Raw genomic sequence first — 17683 nt, 5'->3', positions numbered from 1 at the left:
TATGCCGGAGTCGGGTTGTCAATCTCCTATTGGGCGAGTTTCCTCAGCGGGCGACGGCAACCACGGATTCGCCCAGCGCCGCGCGGTTATGCGGACGCTGTAAGTCGACGAGCGGGCCCAGCGGCACGATGCCGGTCGGGTTCAGCCACAGAATGCCGTAATAACCGGCTTTGATATGGTCGATATTGACGGTCTCTTTAACGCCCGGCCACTGGTAAAGCTCGCGCAGGTAGTTCGACAGATGGGGGTAATCTTCGATACGGCGCAGATTGCACTTGAACGCGCCATGATAGGCCACGTCAAAACGGATTAAGGTCACGAACAGGCGCCAGTCGGCTTCCGTCAGCGTATCGCCGGCGATATAGCGGTGCGTCGCCAGATGCGCCTCAACCTTATCCAGGGTGGCGAACAGCGTAGTGACCGCCTGGTTATAGCTCTCCTGAGTTTTGGCGAAGCCGGTTTTGTATACGCCGTTGTTGATGGCGTGGTAAATGGTTTCATTCCAGCGGTCTATCTCACCGCGCAGCGCCGGCGGGTAGAAATCAAGCCGGTTGTCCGTCAATGAATTAAAGCCGTCGTTCAGGATACGGATGATATCCGCCGACTCATTGTTGACGATGCGTCCTTCCAGACGATCCCACAATACCGGCACCGATACTTTTCCGCTGTAGCGTTTATCCGTGGCGGTATACAGCTGGTGGAGAAAACGGATAGGGCCGACGCGCTCGCCCGCGTCCTGCGGCGTGCTGAACTCCCAGCCGTTCTCCGCGATGCGCGGCTGCGCTACGGACAACTGAACGATCTCTTCCAGCCCTTTCAGCTTGCGGAGGATTAACGTACGCGAGGCCCAGGGGCAGAGATAAGAGACGAACAGCTGGTAGCGGCCTTTTTCCGCGACGACCCTGGTCTGGCGGAATTTTGTCTCCTCACGGTGAAACGCCCCGTTCTTGATCTCTTCCGCCGCCACATCGCCGTTAACCCATTTCCCATCCACTAAACCTGACATCTCGCCTCGCTTAAAATCTGATAACTATTGCCGAGCGGTAAGCCTATCAGCCTGAGATAAAGAAAAAATGATAAATTTTTAACTAAGTCGGACAGATTTTTTGTGCATGCCATCCCTGGCTTTCAGATGGGAGACATTTTTCCAGCGGCCGCTTCCGCCTGCGAATGGCTACACCAGCTCGCAGGGTTCGGCTTCCCAGCGATAGCCCATGCCGTAAACGGTGCGGATAAACGAAGTTTGCTCGTCCAACTGCTCCAGCTTGCGGCGCAGGTTTTTGATATGGCTGTCGATGGTGCGGTCGGTCACCACCCGGTAATCATCGTAAAGTTTATCCAGCAGCGCCTCGCGGGAAAACACCTTGCCCGGTTCGGTGGCCAGGGTTTTGAGCAGCCGCAGTTCCGCCGGCGTCAGGTCGAGGCTTTGCCCCAGATAGCTGGCCTGAAAACTGTTTTTATCAATCAGCAGCGCGGCCTTATCCGCCGGTTTTTGCGCCTCCGCCTGCCAGCCGCAGCGGCGCAGCAGGGTTCTTACCCTTACCACCACTTCCCGCGGGCTGAACGGTTTACAGATATAATCATCCGCGCCGATCTCCAGCCCCAGCAGGCGGTCGACCTCCTCGCTGCGCGCGGTAACCATGATGATGGGAACGTTGGAGAACCGGCGGATGGCGCGGCACAGCGTCAGGCCGTCGGTGCCCGGCAGCATCAGATCCAGCAGGATCAGCGCCGGCGGGTTTTGTTTGACCCAGTCGAGCACCTCATCGCCGTTGCTGAACCAGCGCGTCTGATAATCCGCCGCCTGGAGATAATCAACCAGCAGTTGCCCCAGTTTGGGTTCATCTTCAACGATCAGGACCGGCACGGCGGATTCAGTGGTCATCATTACTCTATTCTGGCGGATGCAAGGGGAGTTCAACGCTAATCAGCAGTCCCCCCAACGGGGAATGCTCAGCATACAGTCGTCCGCCGTGCGCCTCAACGATATTGTGACAGATAGCCAGCCCCAGGCCGGAACCGCCGCTGGCGCGGTTGCGCGAGCCTTCCGCGCGGTAAAAACGGTCGAATATCAGCGCCAGCTGCTCGTCGGTTACCCCCGGGGCGCTGTCCTGCCAGGTGACGACCAGCCGTTGATGGCGCACCGCCGCCGCGATGTGCAAGGTTCCCGGTTCGTCGGTATAGCGCAGGCTGTTTTCCAGCAGGTTGTTGAACAACTGGCTTAAACGGTGCGCATCGCCGAACACTTCGGCCCGCGGCGGAAAGTCGGTGGTCAGCGTAATGCGCTTTTTGCGGTAGCGTTCGTTAAAGGCGGCAATGGCGATATGCAGCAGCTGCACCGTATCCACCGCGTCCTTGCGATAGGCCAGCGTTCCCCGATCGGATAACGAGAGCTGGTGCAGGTCGTCCACCAGTTTGGTCAGGGTGGCCACCTCCGACTGGAGCGATTGCAGCGACGCGGCGTCGGGGCGGCGCACGCCGTCCTGCAAGGCTTCCAGCTCGCCGCGCAGCACCGCCAGCGGGGTGCGCAGCTCGTGGGAGACGTCCGCCATAAAGGCGCGGCGGGACTGCTCGTTTTTCTCCAGCGCGCCGGCAAGCTGGTTAAAATCCTGCGCCAGCCGCCCCAGCTCATCGTGGGCGCTGGCGGTGACGCGGGCGCTGAAATCGCCCGCCGCCAGACGATGAATGCCGTTCACCAGCCGCTTGACCGGCGCCAGCAGGCCGCGGGAGGTCAGCCAGGTGGCGATGATCGCCAGCAGGGTCGATAGCGCGACGATCAGCCAACTGGTGCGCTGTTGCTGCCGGTCGAAATTGATATCGGCGTTGCGGGTCAGGCGTTCGGAGGAGGAGGCGACCACCCAGCCGACGGTCTGATTCTGCGCCCTGATGGGCTGCCAGGTGCTCTCTTCGCTAATGGGCGCCGGAGAGCCGTACAGCCTGTTTTTTTCCGCATCCAGCACCCACAGGCGAACGCGCCAGCCCTGCATGGCATGGTCGTCGTCGCCGTTCTGGTCCATCGAGTGCAGCATTTTGAACACCAGGCGCCCGTTGTTGCGCAAAAAAGACCAGTCGCCGTGCTGCTGATATTGCTCCGCCAGCGCGTCGCGCAGCTGCGCCACGCGCTGTTCGTTGCCGCGTTTGACGTAGTCGATAAATCCGCGTTCGAAGCTGAGGCGCACGCCCCAGTGCATGGTAATCAGCACCAGCAGGCAGGTGGCGAAAATCGCCAGGAATAATTTAGCGGTGATCCCGAATTTCATGGCAACCTCACGAGCGACGGGGGAGCGTCAACTGTTTGTCTGTGTCGGGTGGAACGCGATTAAAAATCAGGGCGGGCAGCGCAATGATGACCGCCATGCTGAGATACGCGTACAGGAATACGCCGTGGGTTTCCGCCGGCCCCATATTCAGGTGCCGGTGTGAAAACATGCCGAGCAGTATCCCGGCGATGCTGACCCCCAGGCTCATGGAGAGCTGCATCGACATCGACAGCAGACTATTGCCGCCGCTGGCCAGCGGGTCGGGCAGATCTTTCAGCGTCAGGGTATTCATGGCGGAAAAGCGGATCGAGTTCACCGTGCCGAGGAAAAACAGCACCACCGGCAGCAGCCAGATCCAGTTCATCATCGCCACCAGGGCGAACAGCAGGGTAACCAGCGCCAGCAGCAGCGTGGAGGCGATCAGCACCCGGCGATAGCCAAAGCGGTTAACGATTTGCACCACCACCCGCTTTATCCCCATGCTGCCCAATACCATGGGGATCATCATCATCCCGGCGTGGAAGGGCGAGAATCCCATGCCCAATTGCAGAAACATCGGGGTCATAAACGGCAGCATCCCGCTGCCGATGCGCGCCAGAAATCCGCCGGTCAGCGCGACGGTAAAGGTCTGGGTGTCGAACAGGCGCAGATTAAACAGCGCCCGCGGGTTATGGCGGGCGTGCAGCCAGTAGCTGAGCAGGGAGATCAGCCCGGTGGCGATCAGGGCGAAAATAACGATGGGCGGAATGCCGAGGTTATGGTGCCCGTCCAGCGCCAGCGTCAGGGTCGCCATACACAAGGCGAGCCACAAAAAACCGGTAATATCAAAGCGCTGGGTTTGCATGGTGTAGTTCGGCATCAGCAGCCAGGTCGCCAGCGCGCCGGCAATGCCCACCGGCAGATTGATGAGGAAAATCCAGTGCCAGCTGGCGTATTCCACCAGAAAACCGCCCAGCGCGGGGCCGATTAACGGACCAATCTGGCCGGGCAGGGTGACGAACGTCATGGCGGCCATATATTGATCGCGCGGGACGATTTTCATCACCGTCAGCCGCCCGACCGGTACCATCATGGCGCCGCCGACCCCCTGAATCACCCTGGAGATCAGCAGCTCGTTCAGGGTTTCCGCCCGCGCGCACAGCAGCGACCCCAGGGTAAACAGCAGGATGGCGGAGAAGAAGATGTTTTTAACCCCGATACGATCCGCCAGCCAGCCGCTGGCGGGCAGCATGATGGCGACGGTCAGTACGTAGGAAACAATCACCGAGTGCATGCGCAGCGGGTTTTCATTCAGGCTGGCGGCCATGGCCGGCAGCGCGGTATTCACAATGGTGGTATCCAGCGTTTGCATAAAAAAGCCAAAGGCCACAATCCACAGTTGCCAGCGAACGGAAGCGGGCCGAGTCACCATGTTTCAGGGATCTCCTGCTGAAAATAATTAATAAACAGAAATACGTTCATGGGTTTTGCGCCGCATATTGCGCAGACGGTCGAAGAACAGATACACCACCGGTGTGGTATAGAGCGTCAGAAGCTGGCTCATCACCAGACCGCCGACGATGGTGATGCCGAGCGGCTGGCGCAGCTCCGCGCCGTCGCCGCTGGTGAGCGCCAGCGGCAGGGCGCCGAACAGCGCGGCTAGCGTGGTCATCATAATCGGGCGGAAACGCAGCAGGCTGGCCTGGAATATGGCGTCCCGCGCGCTGAGTTCGCCGCTGCGCTGCGCCGCCAGCGCGAAATCCACCATCATGATGGCGTTCTTTTTCACGATACCAATTAACAGCATTATGCCGATCAGCGCAATCAGGCTGAACGGCGCGCCGAACCATTGCAGCGCCAGCAAGGCGCCCACGCCGGCGGAGGGCAGGGTGGACAAAATGGTCAGCGGATGCACGTAGCTTTCGTACAGCACGCCCAGCACGATATAAACGGTAATAATCGCCGCCAGAATCAGCAGCAGCTGCGCCGTTTGCGACTGCTGGAAAGCCTGCGCGGTGCCGGAGAACTGTCCGCGCACCGCGGACGGCACGCCCAGCGAGGTCATGGTTCGTTCAACCAGCGCCGTGGCGTCGGAAAGGGTCGCCCCTTGCGCCAGGTTAAAGGAGATGGTGGATGCGGCGGACAAGCCCTGATGGTTGACCGATAGCGGCGCGTTGACGGGCTGCCAGCGGGCAAAATAGGAGAGCGGGATGGGCTTGCCGGCGTCGTTGATGACAAACATTTTTTCCAGCGCACTGACATCCTGCGTATAGGCCTCGTCCACTTCCATCACCACCTTGTACTGGTTGAGCGGCTGGTAAATGGTGGAAATCTGCCGCTGGCCGAAAGCGTTGTTCAATAACGCGTTGGCGCCGGCGACGTCGATCCCCAGCCGGGCCATGGCGTCGCGATCGTAAGTCAGCGCCATTTCCGCGCCTTTGTCCTGCTGATCGGAATTGACGTCGGCCAGTTGGGGCAGTTTGCCCAGCGCCTCGCGAATTTTGGGCTCCCAGGCGCGCAGCAGGCCGAGATCGTCCGACAGCAGGCTGTACTGATAGCTGGCATTGGCTTCGCGCCCGCCGATGCGGATGTCCTGCACCGGCATTAAAAACAGGGTGGCGCCGGGCTCTTTCGCCAGCGTGGCGCGCAGGCGGCCCACCACCTGCTGGGCGCTGACGTCGCGCTGCGCCAGCGGCTTGAGCGTAATAAACATGGAACCGCTGTTGGTGCGCGAGCCGCCGGTAAAGCCGGTGACGTTGTCCACCGCCGGATCGCTGCGCACCAGGGTCATAAAGGTTTGTAGCTTCAGCTTCATGGCCTGAAACGAGATACTCTGATCGGCCTGGATAAAGCCCATCACCCTGCCGGTATCCTGCTCCGGGAAAAAGGTTTTCGGAATGCTGATATACAGCCAGACGTTGAGCGCTATGGTTCCCAGCAGCAACATCAGCACCCAGCGGGCGTGGTTCAGCACCCATTTAAGCGAACGCCCGTAGCCTTGCTGCATGGCCAGCAGAACGCGGCCGAAACCGCGCAAACGCGGCTGGCCGCGCTGCGGCGCGGCGCGCAGCAGCCGGGCGCACATCATCGGCGTCAGGGTGAGCGAGATCAACAGCGAGATAATAATCGCCACCGACAGGGTAACGGCGAACTCGCGAAACAGCCGTCCCGGCAGGCCCTCCATCAGCAGCAGCGGGATAAACACCGCCACCAGCGACACGCTCATTGACAGCACGGTGAAACCGACTTCGCGCACCCCCTGCAACGCGGCCGGCAACGGCTTCATGCCGGCCTCGACGTGGCGTGAAATATTTTCCAGCACCACGATGGCGTCATCCACCACGAAACCGGTGGCGACGGTCAGCGCCATCAGCGAGAGGTTATTCAGGCTGAAACCGCACAAATACATGGCGGCGAAGGTGCCGATAAGCGAAACCGGCACCGCCACCGCGGGGATCAGCGTGGCGCGTCCGGAACGGAGGAACAGGAAAACCACCACAATCACCAGCGCCACGGCGATCACCAGCGATTGCTCTACTTCAGCCAGCGAGGCGCGGATGGTGGGCGAACGATCCAGGGCGATATCAAGCCGGATTTCCGCCGGCAGGCTGGCGCGCAGCTCGGGCAAGGCGGCGCGAATGCTGTCCACGGTGGTAATGATATTGGCGCCGGGGGCGCGGCTGATCACCAGCAGCACGGCGGGCTTGGCGTTGGCCATCCCGGCGTTGCGCGAGTTTTGCACCCCATCCCGCACCGTGGCGACGTCGCTCAGCCGCACGGCGGCGCCGTTGTTGTAGCGAATGACCAGCGGCTGGTAGGCGGCCGCGGTTTTCAGTTCGTCGTTGGTTTTTATCTGCCAGCGCTGCCGGCGGTTTTCAATATCGCCCAATGGCTGGCGCACGTTGGCCTGGCTGATGGTCTGCCGCACCTCGTCCAGGGAAATTCCCTGATTGAACAACGCCTGCGGATTGAGGGCCACGCGCACGGCGGGCAGCGAACCGCCGCCGATGGAGACATCGCCCACGCCCGCCATCTGGGCGATTTTCTGCGCCAGCCGGGTGGAGGCGTAGTCATACAGCTGTCCCGGATTGTAGGTATCCGAGGTCAGCGTCAGGATCATGATCGGGGCGTCGGACGGGTTCATTTTGCGGTAGGTCGGGCGGCTGGGCATGCCGGACGGCAGCAGGCTCTGCGCGGCGTTGATGGCCGCCTGCACGTCGCGCGCCGCGCCGTTGATATCCCGTTCGAGGTTGAACACCAGAATAATACGCGAGCTGCCCAGCGAGCTCGTCGAGGTCATTTCACTCACCCCGGCGATCCTGCCCAGCGCCCGCTCCAGCGGCGTGGCCACCGATGACGCCATGGTTTCCGGCGAGGCGCCGGGCAGCGAGGCGCTGACCACGATCACCGGAAAGTCCACCTGCGGCAGCGGCGACACCGGCAGCAGGCGAAACCCCAGGACGCCGCAGAGGGCGATCGCCAGCGTCAGCAGAATGGTGGCCACCGGCCGATGGATAAACAGGGAGAAGAACCTCACTCGGTTTCCTCCTCCCGACGCGGCGCGCTCCGCAACCGCTGCGCCAGCCGATCAAACAGCAGGTAAATCACCGGGGTGGTAAACAGGGTCAGAATCTGGCTCATCACCAGGCCGCCGACCATGCAAATCCCCAACGGCTGGCGCAATTCGGCGCCGACGCCGGTGCTCAGCATCAGCGGCAGGGCGCTGAGCAGGGCGGCCATGGTGGTCATCAGGATCGGTCGGAAGCGCAGCAGGCAGGCCTGGTAGATGGCGTCATACGGACTCATGCCCTGTTCCCGTTCGGCGGCCAGCGCGAAGTCGATCATCATGATGGCGTTTTTCTTGACGATGCCGATCAGCAAAATAATGCCGATAATGGCGATCACGTCCAGTTCCTTGCCCGCCATCATCAGCGCCAGCAACGCTCCCACCCCGGCGGTAGGCAGCGTTGAAAGGATGGTCACCGGATGGATAAAGCTTTCATACAGTACGCCGAGGACGATATACATCGCCACCACCGCGGCGACGATCAGCCACACCGTATTGCCCAGCGCCGACTGGAAGGCCAGCGTGCTGCCCTGGAAACGGGTGGTGATATCGGCGGGCAGGTTCATTTGCCGTTCCGCCTGGGTGATGGCCTCTACCGCTTCGCCCAGCGCATAGCCGCTGCTGACGTTGAAGGAGATAGTGGTGGAGGGAAACTGGTCGAGATGATTGATGGCCAGCGGTCCCTGCCGCTCTTCGATGGCGGCGATGCTGTTGAGCGGAATGCTGCCGCCGTCGCTGCTGATTAACCGCACGTCGTTTAACGCATCCAGACCGCTATTGTTGGCGGTATCGTGCTCGAGCACCACGCGGTACTGGCTGGCCTGGGTATAAATGGTGGAGATCAGGCGCTGGCCGAAGGCGTTATACAGCGCGCTGTCGACCTGGGCCATGGTGATGCCCAGACGGCTGGCGCTGTCGCGGTCGACGTTGACGTAAGCGATGGCCGCGCCGTCCTGCCAGTCGCTGCTGACATCCTGCAACTGCGGCAGCTTGCGCAGCTCGGTCAATAGCTCCGGCACCCACAGGCTCAGCTCGTCCAGCGACATCGCCTGTAGGGTGAACTGGTACTGGGTCCGGCTGAGCTGGGTATCAATGGTGAGATCCTGCACCGGCTGCAGATAGAGCTGGACGCCGGGAAGCTGCGCGGTCTGCTGTTGCAGCCGGGCGATGATTTCCGCAATACGCTCGCGGCGCTCGTTGAGCGGATGCAGATTGATTTGCAGCCGTCCGCCGTTGAGCGCGGCGTTGGTGCCGTCAACGCCGACGAACGAGGAGACGCTCTGCACCGCCGGGTCTTTCATGATAATGGATGCCACCTGCTGCTGGCGCTCCGCCATATTGCGGAAAGAGACCGACTGCGGCGCCTGCACCGTGCCCTGAATAATGCTGTTGTCCTGCACCGGGAAGAAGCCTTTGGGGATCCACAGATACAGCAGCACGGTGAGCGCCAGCGTGCCCACCGCCACGCTCAGCGTCAGCCACGGATGGTTCAGCACCTTGCGCAGCCAGACGGCGTACGCGCCCACCAGCCGGGTAAAAAAGCGCTCGCTGGCGCGGGTAAAGCGATTCTGTTTACTCAGCGACCGGTGGCTGAGCAGGCGGGCGCACATCATCGGCGTCAGGGTGAGCGACACCACGGCGGAAATCAGAATGGCGACGGCCAGGGTGATGGCGAACTCGCGGAACAGCCGGCCGATAATATCTCCCATAAACAGCAGCGGGATCAGCACGGCAATCAGCGAAAAGGTTAATGAAATAATGGTGAAGCCGATCTCCCCGGCGCCTTTCAGCGCGGCGTGGAGCGGCCTTTCGCCTTTTTCGATATAGCGGGAGATATTTTCAATCACCACGATCGCATCGTCCACCACGAATCCGGTGGCGATGGTGAGCGCCATCAGCGTCAGGTTATTGATGGAGAAGCCGAGGAAATACATCACCGCAAAGGTGCCGATCAGCGATAGCGGCACGGCGATGCTGGGGATCAGCGTGGCGACGGCGTTGCGCAGAAACAGGTAAATCACCATCACCACCAGCGCGATGGCCAGCAGCAGTTCAAACTGCACGTCTTTTACCGACGCCCGGATGCTGAGGGTACGGTCGGTCAGCGTCGATACCTCCACCGATTTCGGCAGGCTGGCGGTCAGTCCGGGCAGCATCTGGCGGATGCTGTCGGTGGTGGCGATCACGTTGGCGCCCGGCTGGCGCTGAACGTTGATGATAATCGCCTGTTGCCGATTCGCCCAGGCGCCCAGATAGGTATTTTCCGCCGCCTGCTCCACGCTGGCGACGTCGCGCAGGCGCACCGGGGCGTCATTACGCCAGGCGACGATCAGCTGGCGGTAATCCTCAACGGATTTCATCTGATCGTTGGCGGACAGGGTCACCGAGCGGGTCGGGCCGTCGAGGCTCCCCTTGGCGGAGTTGACGTTGGCGGCGTTAATGGCGCTGCGGATCGTTTCGCTGGTGAGCTGGTATGCCGCCAGCGCCGGCGCGTTCAGTTTTACCCGCACCGCCGGGCGCTGCCCGCCGGCCAGCGACACCAGGCCGACGCCCGCCACCTGCGAGATTTTCTGCGCGATGCGGTTATCCGCCAGATCCTGCACCTGGGTCATCGGCATGGCGCTGGAGGTGACCGCCAGCGTCATAATAGGCGGGTCGGCCGGGTTAACCTTGCTGTAGGTCGGCGGGTAGGGCAGGTCGGTAGGCAGCAGGTTGGTCGCCGCGTTGATCGCCGCCTGTACGTCCTGTTCGGCAATATCCAGCGACAGCTCCAGCTGGAATTGCAGCGTAATCACCGAGGCGCCGCCGGAGCTCTGGGCCGCCATCTGTTTCAGCCCGGACATCTGCCCGAACTGGCGTTCCAGCGGCGCGGTGATGGCCGAGGTCACCACTTCGGGGCTGGCGCCGGGATAGAGCGTCACCACCTGAATGGTGGGGTAGTCCACCTCCGGCAGGGCGGAAACCGGCAGGGCGCGGTAGCCGATGATACCCGCCAGCAGGATGGCGACCATCAACAGGGTGGTCGCCACCGGACGCAGGATAAAAAGCCGCGACGGTCCGCCGCCGCTGGCCGGCACGCTATCCTGCCGCATCAGGGCTTCTCTCCGCTGATTAGCGGCGTTTTATCCGTGGCGTCGGAGGAGATCACCTCGACTTTGGCCCCTTCGGTCAGACGGTCGATGCCGTCGGTCACCACCAGCACGTCGGCGCTCAGACCGGCGGTGATCACCATTTGCTGGCCGTATTGAATACCGGTGGTGACCTGGCGTTTACTCACCTCGTTTTTATCGTTCAGTATCCAGACAAAGCGCCCTTCATTGCCCATTTGCACCGCGGCGGCGGGAGCGAGGATGGCGTTTTGCAGCGTATCCACCTTCATGCGGATATTGACGAACTGATTGGGGAACAGGGCGTCGTCGCTGTTTTCGAAACGGGCCTTAAGCTTGATGGTGCCGGTGGTTACGTCGATCTGGTTATCCATGCTCAGCAGGTTGCCCTGCGACAGCTTCTGCTGATTGGCGCGGTCCCAGGCTTCTACGATCGGCGCCTGCGCCGATTTGCGCGCCTTGACAATGGTGGCGATCTCGCCTTCCGGCACGGTAAATACCACATCGATGGGCTGCGTCTGGGTGATAACCACCAGGCCGTTGGTATCGCCGCTGGTGATGTAATTCCCCACGTCGACCTGCTTTAACCCCACCCGCCCGCTGATGGGGGCGATGATTTTGCTGTAAGCCAGCTGTAGCTCGGCGCTGGCCACCGCGCCTTCATCCGCTTTGACGCTGCCCTCCGACTGCCGCACCAGCCCCTGTTGCGCATCCAGCTCCTGACGGGAGATCAGATTGGTTTTCACCAACTGCTGATAGCGGGCCAGATCCTGCCGGGCGTTGGCGAGTATCGCCCGGTCTTTCGCCAACTGCCCCTGAGCCTGGGTCAGCTCTACCTGAAACGGCCGCGGATCGATCTCCGCCAGCAGATCGCCGGCGTTGACCTGCTGCCCCTCCTGAAAGTGCAGGGCCATCAGTTCGCCGTCAACCCGGCTGCGGACGGTGACGGTATTGGAGGCGGTAACGGTGCCGAGCGCGGAAAGATAGTAGGGAACCGAGGCGGAACCGGTCCGGGCGGCCTGCACCGGAGGCAGCACGTTCATGGCGGCACGGCGACCGCCGCCGTTTCCCTGGCGCGCCGCGGGCGCGGCACGATCGCCGCTCTGGCCGGCGGTGGTTTGCGGCTGGGTGAAATGACGCCAGAGCAGCAGAGCGGCAACAACGACGGCAACGAATATCAACGGGCGTAAGAGGCGTTTGGCATTCATGGTAATCGGTTAGTCTCTCCGTATGGCGCGGACGGCGCGGGTCCCTGGAACATAGCGTGGTATAAAATTATGCGTTTTATCATACTAGTTTAACCACCCCATGCCGGAAAAATAATGAAGGAAATATGGAAGATATGTCAGGGATTGTCGGCGCGGGGCGGAAATGCCATACCCGACAGGCGGAAATCAGGCCGCGGCCAAAGCCTCTGACGGCGGCGGCGTGCCGGCGGGAGGGGTGTCGGAAACAGAAATGCCGCCTTGTCCCGGCAGGGTGGGGGCAAGGCGGCATTGGCAAGACGTTGTTTTATGCCGTTTGCTCCGTTCGGCCGGCGTGCGGAGATTGCGGCGCCCTTTCCTGGGATAGCGCCTCGATGCAGCGGTTGACCACGCCGTCGAGCGAGGCGGCGATGTCGATCGGCATCACGTCGCTTTCCCGTTTATCGGGAGACTCCAGGGTGGCGAACTGACTTTTCAGCAGGCTTTCCGGCATGAAGTGACCCGCGCGCTGTTGCATCCGTTCTAACACCAACTGGTAGTCGCCGTTCAGCCACAGGAAGGTCATATGGTTATTCCCCTCTCTCAGCCGGTCGCGGTAGCGTTTTTTCAACGCGGAACAGACCAGAAAGCCGGTTTCGTTTTTTTGCTGCAGGCTATAGGCCACGTCGCTCAGGCGTTCGAGCCAGGGCAGTCGATCGTCGTCGTTCAGCGGGCGGCCGGAGGCCATTTTTTCAATGTTCGCCCGCGGATGCAGGTCATCCCCATCGATGAATTTGGCGTTGAGGCGACTGGCCAGCGCCAACCCGACGCTTGATTTCCCCGTGCCGGATACGCCCATGATAATAATGCATTTACCGGACATACTATTCTCTCCCAGAGTCGGTCACACCGCGACCAGCATGCCGCCGTCAACGAACAACAGGTGCCCATTGACGAAATCGGACGCTTTCGATGAGAGGTAGACCGCCGCGCCGATTAACTCTTCCGGGTCTCCCCAACGCGCGGCGGGGGTGCGTTGGCATAACCAATCGGTAAAGGCTTTGTCATCCACCAGCGTTTTGGTCATGTCGGTTTTAAAATAGCCGGGGGCGATACCGTTAACCTGAATGTTATAGCGGGCGAGTTCCACGCACATTCCGCGGGTCAGCATTTTTACCGCCCCCTTGGAGGCGGCGTAAGGGGTGATGGTATCGCGGCCCAGTTCACTCTGCATGGAACAGATATTGATAATCTTTCCGCGCCGGCGTTGCACCATATGGCGCGATACGGCTTGAGAAACCAGAAAGACCGATTTTTGGTTAACGTTAATCACATCGTCCCACTCTTTTTCCGGAAATTCGGTAAAGGGGTGACGGCGTTGAATACCGGCGTTATTAATCAACACATCAATGGCGCCGATGTTTTCTTCGATATGGTGAATGGATTCCTGAACGGCGTCATGGTTGGTAACATCGAATGCCGCCGCATAGGCTTGATAACCGGCGTCGCGTAATTGTCCAACGGCTCTTTCCGCGCGTTCGGCGGTAATGTCGTTAATAATGATTTCCGCGCCAAATTCAGATAACCCTTTAGCCAGCAGAAAACCGATGCCTTGCGCGGAACCCGTAATAAGCACTTTCTTTTTGGACAGTGAAAATAGATCTTTCATAAATAATTCCTGATGGCTGCCTGAATGATTTTTTACGCAATGCCGTTATATTTCCGCGTGTCGTCAATTCCGATTCGGTAAATAATTAACCATCGGCATAGACCGTCCTGAAAAAAACAGGATGGCTGATGTTCAATTTATTTCACTCTGACCGATAAACGGAATGTCACCGTAAATAACGTGGGGCTATGAAACCGTTTTACGACGGGTAAAACTGTGACTAAGATCACTTTAAAGCGTGTTACTACCAGCTGTTACGGATTACGTGACCTTCATCAGGTCGTTAGCGGAAAAATTAGCCGAGCCGCAAGCAAACGCGGCGGAAAATACTCGATGGTTAAATTATAATTATATGATATTTAATATTATTTATTTTTACAGTTTCGGTATTTCCGCTTATAGGGGTAGCGGCAGTCTAGCCACAAATGTTGTAGAGTAAAGGTGATTTTTACCTTAATGATAGAGTATTGCAACAATCGGCGCGGTGGAAATGTCGACCGGATCACGTTACCGGTAACATGATTTGTTAACATCATATAGGGTAGGTAAGATAGTGGCAGAAGGTTAATAGCGTGGCGGTTTTTTATTAAATACCCACCGATAGCGGCTTCTGTTTTTTAATTAACAGGGGAGGGGGCGCTCTTATTTTAAAAGGGCGTGATAAGCGGGTGAAAAATAATATCGCTCATGCCCGCCGGTTACGCGTTGCCGCTCCCATTGTGCCGTTTTTGATTCAGATCCAGGAGACAGTATGAACCCGGTTGTATTACAGGTCACACAGCAGATTATCGATCGTTCAACCGACAGTCGGCGCGCCTATCTTGAGCGGATAGCCGCCGCCGGAGAGAGTAAGGCGCAGCGTTCCCGGCTGGCCTGCGGTAATCTGGCCCACGGCTTTGCCGCCTGCGCGCCGGATGACAAAGCGATGCTCAAAAATATGGTGCACAGCGATATTGCGATTATCACGGCGTATAACGACATGCTTTCCGCCCACCAGCCTTACGAAAACTACCCTGAGCAGTTGAAAGCGGCCCTGCGGGCGGCGGGCGCGGTGGGGCAGGTGGCGGGCGGCGTGCCCGCCATGTGCGACGGCATCACCCAGGGGCAGGACGGCATGGAGCTGTCGCTGATGAGCCGCGATGTGATTGCGATGTCGGCGGCGGTGGGGCTGTCGCACAATATGTTTGACGGCGCGCTGTACCTTGGCATCTGCGACAAAATTGTTCCCGGTTTATTGATGGCGGCGCTGTCGTTCGGTCATCTGCCGGCGTTGTTTGTTCCGGCCGGTCCGATGACCAGCGGCCTGCCCAATAAGGAAAAGGTGCGCATCAGACAGCTTTACGCCGAGGGCAAGGTGGATCGCCAGGGGCTGCTGGAGTCGGAGGCCGCCTCTTATCATGGCATCGGAACCTGTACCTTTTACGGGACGGCCAATTCCAACCAGATGGTGATGGAAGTGATGGGGCTGCATTTGCCCGGCGCCTCTTTTGTGCATCCCGATACGCCGTTGCGCCAGGCGCTGAATGAGGCGGCGGCCCGCCAGATTGTCCGCCTGACCGAGGTTTCCGGCAACTATCTGCCGGTCGGCCGGCTGGTAAACGAACGGGTGATGGTTAACGGCATGGTGGCGCTGCTGGCCAGCGGCGGGTCGACGAACCTTACCATGCATATGGTCGCCATCGCCCGGGCGGCCGGCATTATCATCAACTGGGATGACTTTTCACGCCTGTCCGAGGTGGTACCGCTGCTGTGTCGCATTTACCCGAATGGTCCGGCGGATATCAACTATTTTCAGGCCGCCGGCGGCGTAGCGCTGCTGGTGCGCGAACTGCTCGACGGCGGTCTGCTGCATGAGGACGTCGATACGGTCGCCGGACGGGGGTTGCGGCGCTATACCCGGGAACCTTATCTTGCGGACGCGGGCCTGCAATGGCGCGACGGTCCCGCAGCCTCGCTGGATCCCGCGGTGATTACCTCGGCCGACCGGCCTTATTCGCCGCACGGCGGGTTAAAGGTGCTGTCCGGCAATCTGGGCCGGGCGGTGATGAAAACCTCCGCGGTGCCGGATGAATCATTGGTTATTGAAGCTCCGGCGGTGGTCTTTGACAGTCAGCATGATATCGCCCGGGCGTTTGACGCCGGCGAACTCGATAAGGATTGCGTGGTGGTGGTGCGTTATCAGGGGCCGCGGGCGATAGGCATGCCGGAGCTGCATAAGCTGATGCCGCCGCTGGGCGTACTGATGGATAAGGGATTCAAGGTGGCGCTGGTGACCGACGGCCGTCTGTCCGGCGCGTCCGGCAAGGTGCCTTCGGCGATACACGTCACGCCGGAAGCCGGCGACGGCGGGGTGCTGGCGAAAATCCGCACCGGCGACAGGGTGCGCGTCGACGGACGTCGGGGAGAACTCTCGCTGCTGATTGACGATGCCGAACTGGCGCGGCGTGATGTCGTCCCGTACGATTTAACGCCCTACCATCAGGGCTGCGGCAGAGAGCTGTTTACCGCCTTGCGTGAACGCCTTTCCGGCGCGGAGCAGGGGGCCTGCTGCATTCCTTTCTGAAAGTAAAACCGGGAACGACGGTTCCCGGTTCAGGCCATTGACAAAGCTTGTTCTTACAGGCGGCTTTGTCAGCAATCCCGCTTACAGCACCAGCCCGGCAATGGAGGCGGAAAGGATGCTCACCAATGTGGATCCGTAAACCAGCTTCAGTCCGAAGCGGGAAACCACGTTGCCCTGATGCTCATTCAGGCCTTTGATGGCCCCGGCAATGATGCCGATAGACGAGAAGTTGGCAAAAGAAACCAGAAAGACGGAGAGGATCCCGACGCTGCGCGGTGAAAGTTCCCCGGCGATCTTTTGCAGTTCCAGCATGGCGACAAACTCGTTGGAGACCAGTTTGGTCGCCATAATGCTGCCGACCCGCAGCGCTTCATGGGAGGGGATACCCATAATCCAGGCGAACGGGTAGAAAGCGTAGCCGAGCATCTCCTGAAAACTTATGCCGAATACCGCGCTGAAGATGGCGTTGATGGCGGCAATCAGGGCGATAAAACCAATCAGCATGGCCGCTACGATAACCGCAACCTTGAAGCCCGCCAGAATATACTCGCCCAGCATCTCAAAAAAGCTCTGGCCTTCATGCAGATTGCCCAGCTGCAACTCCGGTTCTGCGTCGACTTTGTACGGATTGATCAGCGACAGCACGATAAAGGTGCTGAACATGTTCAGTATCAGCGCGGCAACCACGAATTTTGCGTCCAGCATGGACATATAGGCGCCGACGATCGACATGGAAACGGTGGACATCGCCGTCGCCGCCATGGTGTACATGCGCTTTTCGGACATCTTGCCCAGGATATCCTTGTAGGCGATAAAGTTTTCCGACTGCCCGAGGATCAGCGAACTGACGGCGTTAAACGACTCCAGTTTGCCCATGCCGTTGACTTTGGACAGCACGGTGCCGATCAGGCGGATGATGATCGGCAATAGCCTGATGTATTGCAGAATCCCGATCAGCGCGGAAATAAACACGATGGGGCAAAGCACCTTGAAGAAGAAGGAAATCAGGTTTTTCTCGCTGTTGACCATATCGCCAAAGACGAAATCGGTTCCCTGGCCCGCAAAACCAAGTAACTTATCAAAAACGGCGGCAAACCCTGTTACCACGCCCAGGCCGATATTCGAGTAGAGGAAAAAATAGGCAAGCAGGATTTCAATAACCAGCAGTTGAATAATAAACCGAATGCGGATGCTTTTACGGTCGCGGCAGATGAGTAACGCCAGAATCGCAACAACAACCAGCGCTAACGCAAATTGCGCAATATGTAACAGGGACATGTATGCTCCAAATATGAGGCAGGCCAAATTTTCCAGGTCATTTTATGTAACGGCTGCGCCAAAAATGAGATGGAGA

11 protein-coding genes are annotated in these 17683 nt (G+C 59.6%); 1 reads left to right on the top strand and 10 read right to left on the bottom strand.

Going from position 1 to position 17683, the window contains the following annotated elements; all coding sequences use genetic code 11:
* Window positions 1–43 precede the first annotated feature (43 nt).
* The 9 genes from MFP24_RS20005 to idnO form a co-directional block, all read right to left on the bottom strand.
* Complete coding sequence (locus MFP24_RS20005) at window positions 44–1006, bottom strand: glutathione S-transferase family protein (protein WP_249232030.1); 963 nt, start codon at window positions 1004–1006, stop codon at window positions 44–46.
* 168 nt (window positions 1007–1174) lie between these two features.
* Window positions 1175–1885: an envelope stress response regulator BaeR gene (gene baeR, locus MFP24_RS20000; RefSeq protein WP_249232029.1), complete on the bottom strand. Its 711-nt coding sequence runs from the start codon at window positions 1883–1885 to the stop codon at window positions 1175–1177.
* A gap of 7 nt (window positions 1886–1892) precedes the next feature.
* Window positions 1893–3260 (bottom strand): envelope stress sensor histidine kinase BaeS, encoded by a 1368-nt coding sequence (gene baeS / locus MFP24_RS19995; protein ID WP_249232028.1) that lies wholly within the window; start codon window positions 3258–3260, stop codon window positions 1893–1895.
* Between the two features lie 7 nt (window positions 3261–3267).
* Complete coding sequence (locus MFP24_RS19990) at window positions 3268–4671, bottom strand: MFS transporter (protein ID WP_249232027.1); 1404 nt, start codon at window positions 4669–4671, stop codon at window positions 3268–3270.
* A gap of 27 nt (window positions 4672–4698) precedes the next feature.
* Window positions 4699–7776, bottom strand: a complete 3078-nt coding sequence (gene mdtC, locus MFP24_RS19985) for a multidrug efflux RND transporter permease subunit MdtC (protein ID WP_249232026.1) — start codon at window positions 7774–7776, stop codon at window positions 4699–4701.
* The gene (locus MFP24_RS19980; protein WP_249232025.1) at window positions 7773–10898 is read right to left on the bottom strand and encodes an MdtB/MuxB family multidrug efflux RND transporter permease subunit; all 3126 of its coding nucleotides are present in this window, start codon (window positions 10896–10898) and stop codon (window positions 7773–7775) included. Before MFP24_RS19980 ends, mdtC begins: the two co-directional genes overlap by 4 nt.
* Window positions 10898–12121 carry an MdtA/MuxA family multidrug efflux RND transporter periplasmic adaptor subunit gene (locus tag MFP24_RS19975; protein WP_249232024.1) on the bottom strand — a complete coding sequence of 408 codons (1224 nt, stop codon included), beginning with the start codon at window positions 12119–12121 and terminating at the stop codon, window positions 10898–10900. Before MFP24_RS19975 ends, MFP24_RS19980 begins: the two co-directional genes overlap by 1 nt.
* A gap of 304 nt (window positions 12122–12425) precedes the next feature.
* Window positions 12426–12980 carry a gluconokinase gene (locus tag MFP24_RS19970; protein ID WP_249232023.1) on the bottom strand — a complete coding sequence of 185 codons (555 nt, stop codon included), beginning with the start codon at window positions 12978–12980 and terminating at the stop codon, window positions 12426–12428.
* Between the two features lie 21 nt (window positions 12981–13001).
* The gene (gene idnO / locus MFP24_RS19965; protein ID WP_249232022.1) at window positions 13002–13766 is read right to left on the bottom strand and encodes a gluconate 5-dehydrogenase; all 765 of its coding nucleotides are present in this window, start codon (window positions 13764–13766) and stop codon (window positions 13002–13004) included.
* A gap of 751 nt (window positions 13767–14517) precedes the next feature.
* On the opposite strand from idnO, the gene edd reads away from it, so the two are divergent.
* Window positions 14518–16329, top strand: a complete 1812-nt coding sequence (gene edd, locus MFP24_RS19960; RefSeq protein ID WP_249232021.1) for a phosphogluconate dehydratase — start codon at window positions 14518–14520, stop codon at window positions 16327–16329.
* A gap of 81 nt (window positions 16330–16410) precedes the next feature.
* On the opposite strand, the gene MFP24_RS19955 is transcribed toward edd, so the two are convergent.
* Window positions 16411–17601: a NupC/NupG family nucleoside CNT transporter gene (locus MFP24_RS19955; RefSeq protein WP_283164127.1), complete on the bottom strand. Its 1191-nt coding sequence runs from the start codon at window positions 17599–17601 to the stop codon at window positions 16411–16413.
* Window positions 17602–17683: the final 82 nt, after the last annotated feature.

The sequence above is a fragment of the Brenneria tiliae genome (genome assembly GCF_023347575.1).
In the GTDB taxonomy this organism is placed as follows: domain Bacteria; phylum Pseudomonadota; class Gammaproteobacteria; order Enterobacterales; family Enterobacteriaceae; genus Brenneria; species Brenneria corticis.
This window is presented reverse-complemented; position numbering and strand designations above follow the sequence as displayed.

Excerpts from the sequence above, each read along its gene's own strand:
- MFP24_RS20005 (WP_249232030.1), bottom strand. The coding sequence starts at position 1,006 with ATGTCAGGTTTAGTGGATGGGAAATGGGTTAACGGCGATGTGGCGGCG.
- baeR (WP_249232029.1), bottom strand. The coding sequence starts at position 1,885 with ATGACCACTGAATCCGCCGTGCCGGTCCTGATCGTTGAAGATGAACCC.
- baeS (WP_249232028.1), bottom strand. The coding sequence starts at position 3,260 with ATGAAATTCGGGATCACCGCTAAATTATTCCTGGCGATTTTCGCCACC.
- MFP24_RS19990 (WP_249232027.1), bottom strand. The coding sequence starts at position 4,671 with ATGGTGACTCGGCCCGCTTCCGTTCGCTGGCAACTGTGGATTGTGGCC.
- MFP24_RS19980 (WP_249232025.1), bottom strand. The coding sequence starts at position 10,898 with ATGCGGCAGGATAGCGTGCCGGCCAGCGGCGGCGGACCGTCGCGGCTT.
- MFP24_RS19975 (WP_249232024.1), bottom strand. The coding sequence starts at position 12,121 with ATGAATGCCAAACGCCTCTTACGCCCGTTGATATTCGTTGCCGTCGTT.
- MFP24_RS19970 (WP_249232023.1), bottom strand. The coding sequence starts at position 12,980 with ATGTCCGGTAAATGCATTATTATCATGGGCGTATCCGGCACGGGGAAA.
- idnO (WP_249232022.1), bottom strand. The coding sequence starts at position 13,766 with ATGAAAGATCTATTTTCACTGTCCAAAAAGAAAGTGCTTATTACGGGT.
- edd (WP_249232021.1), top strand. The coding sequence starts at position 14,518 with ATGAACCCGGTTGTATTACAGGTCACACAGCAGATTATCGATCGTTCA.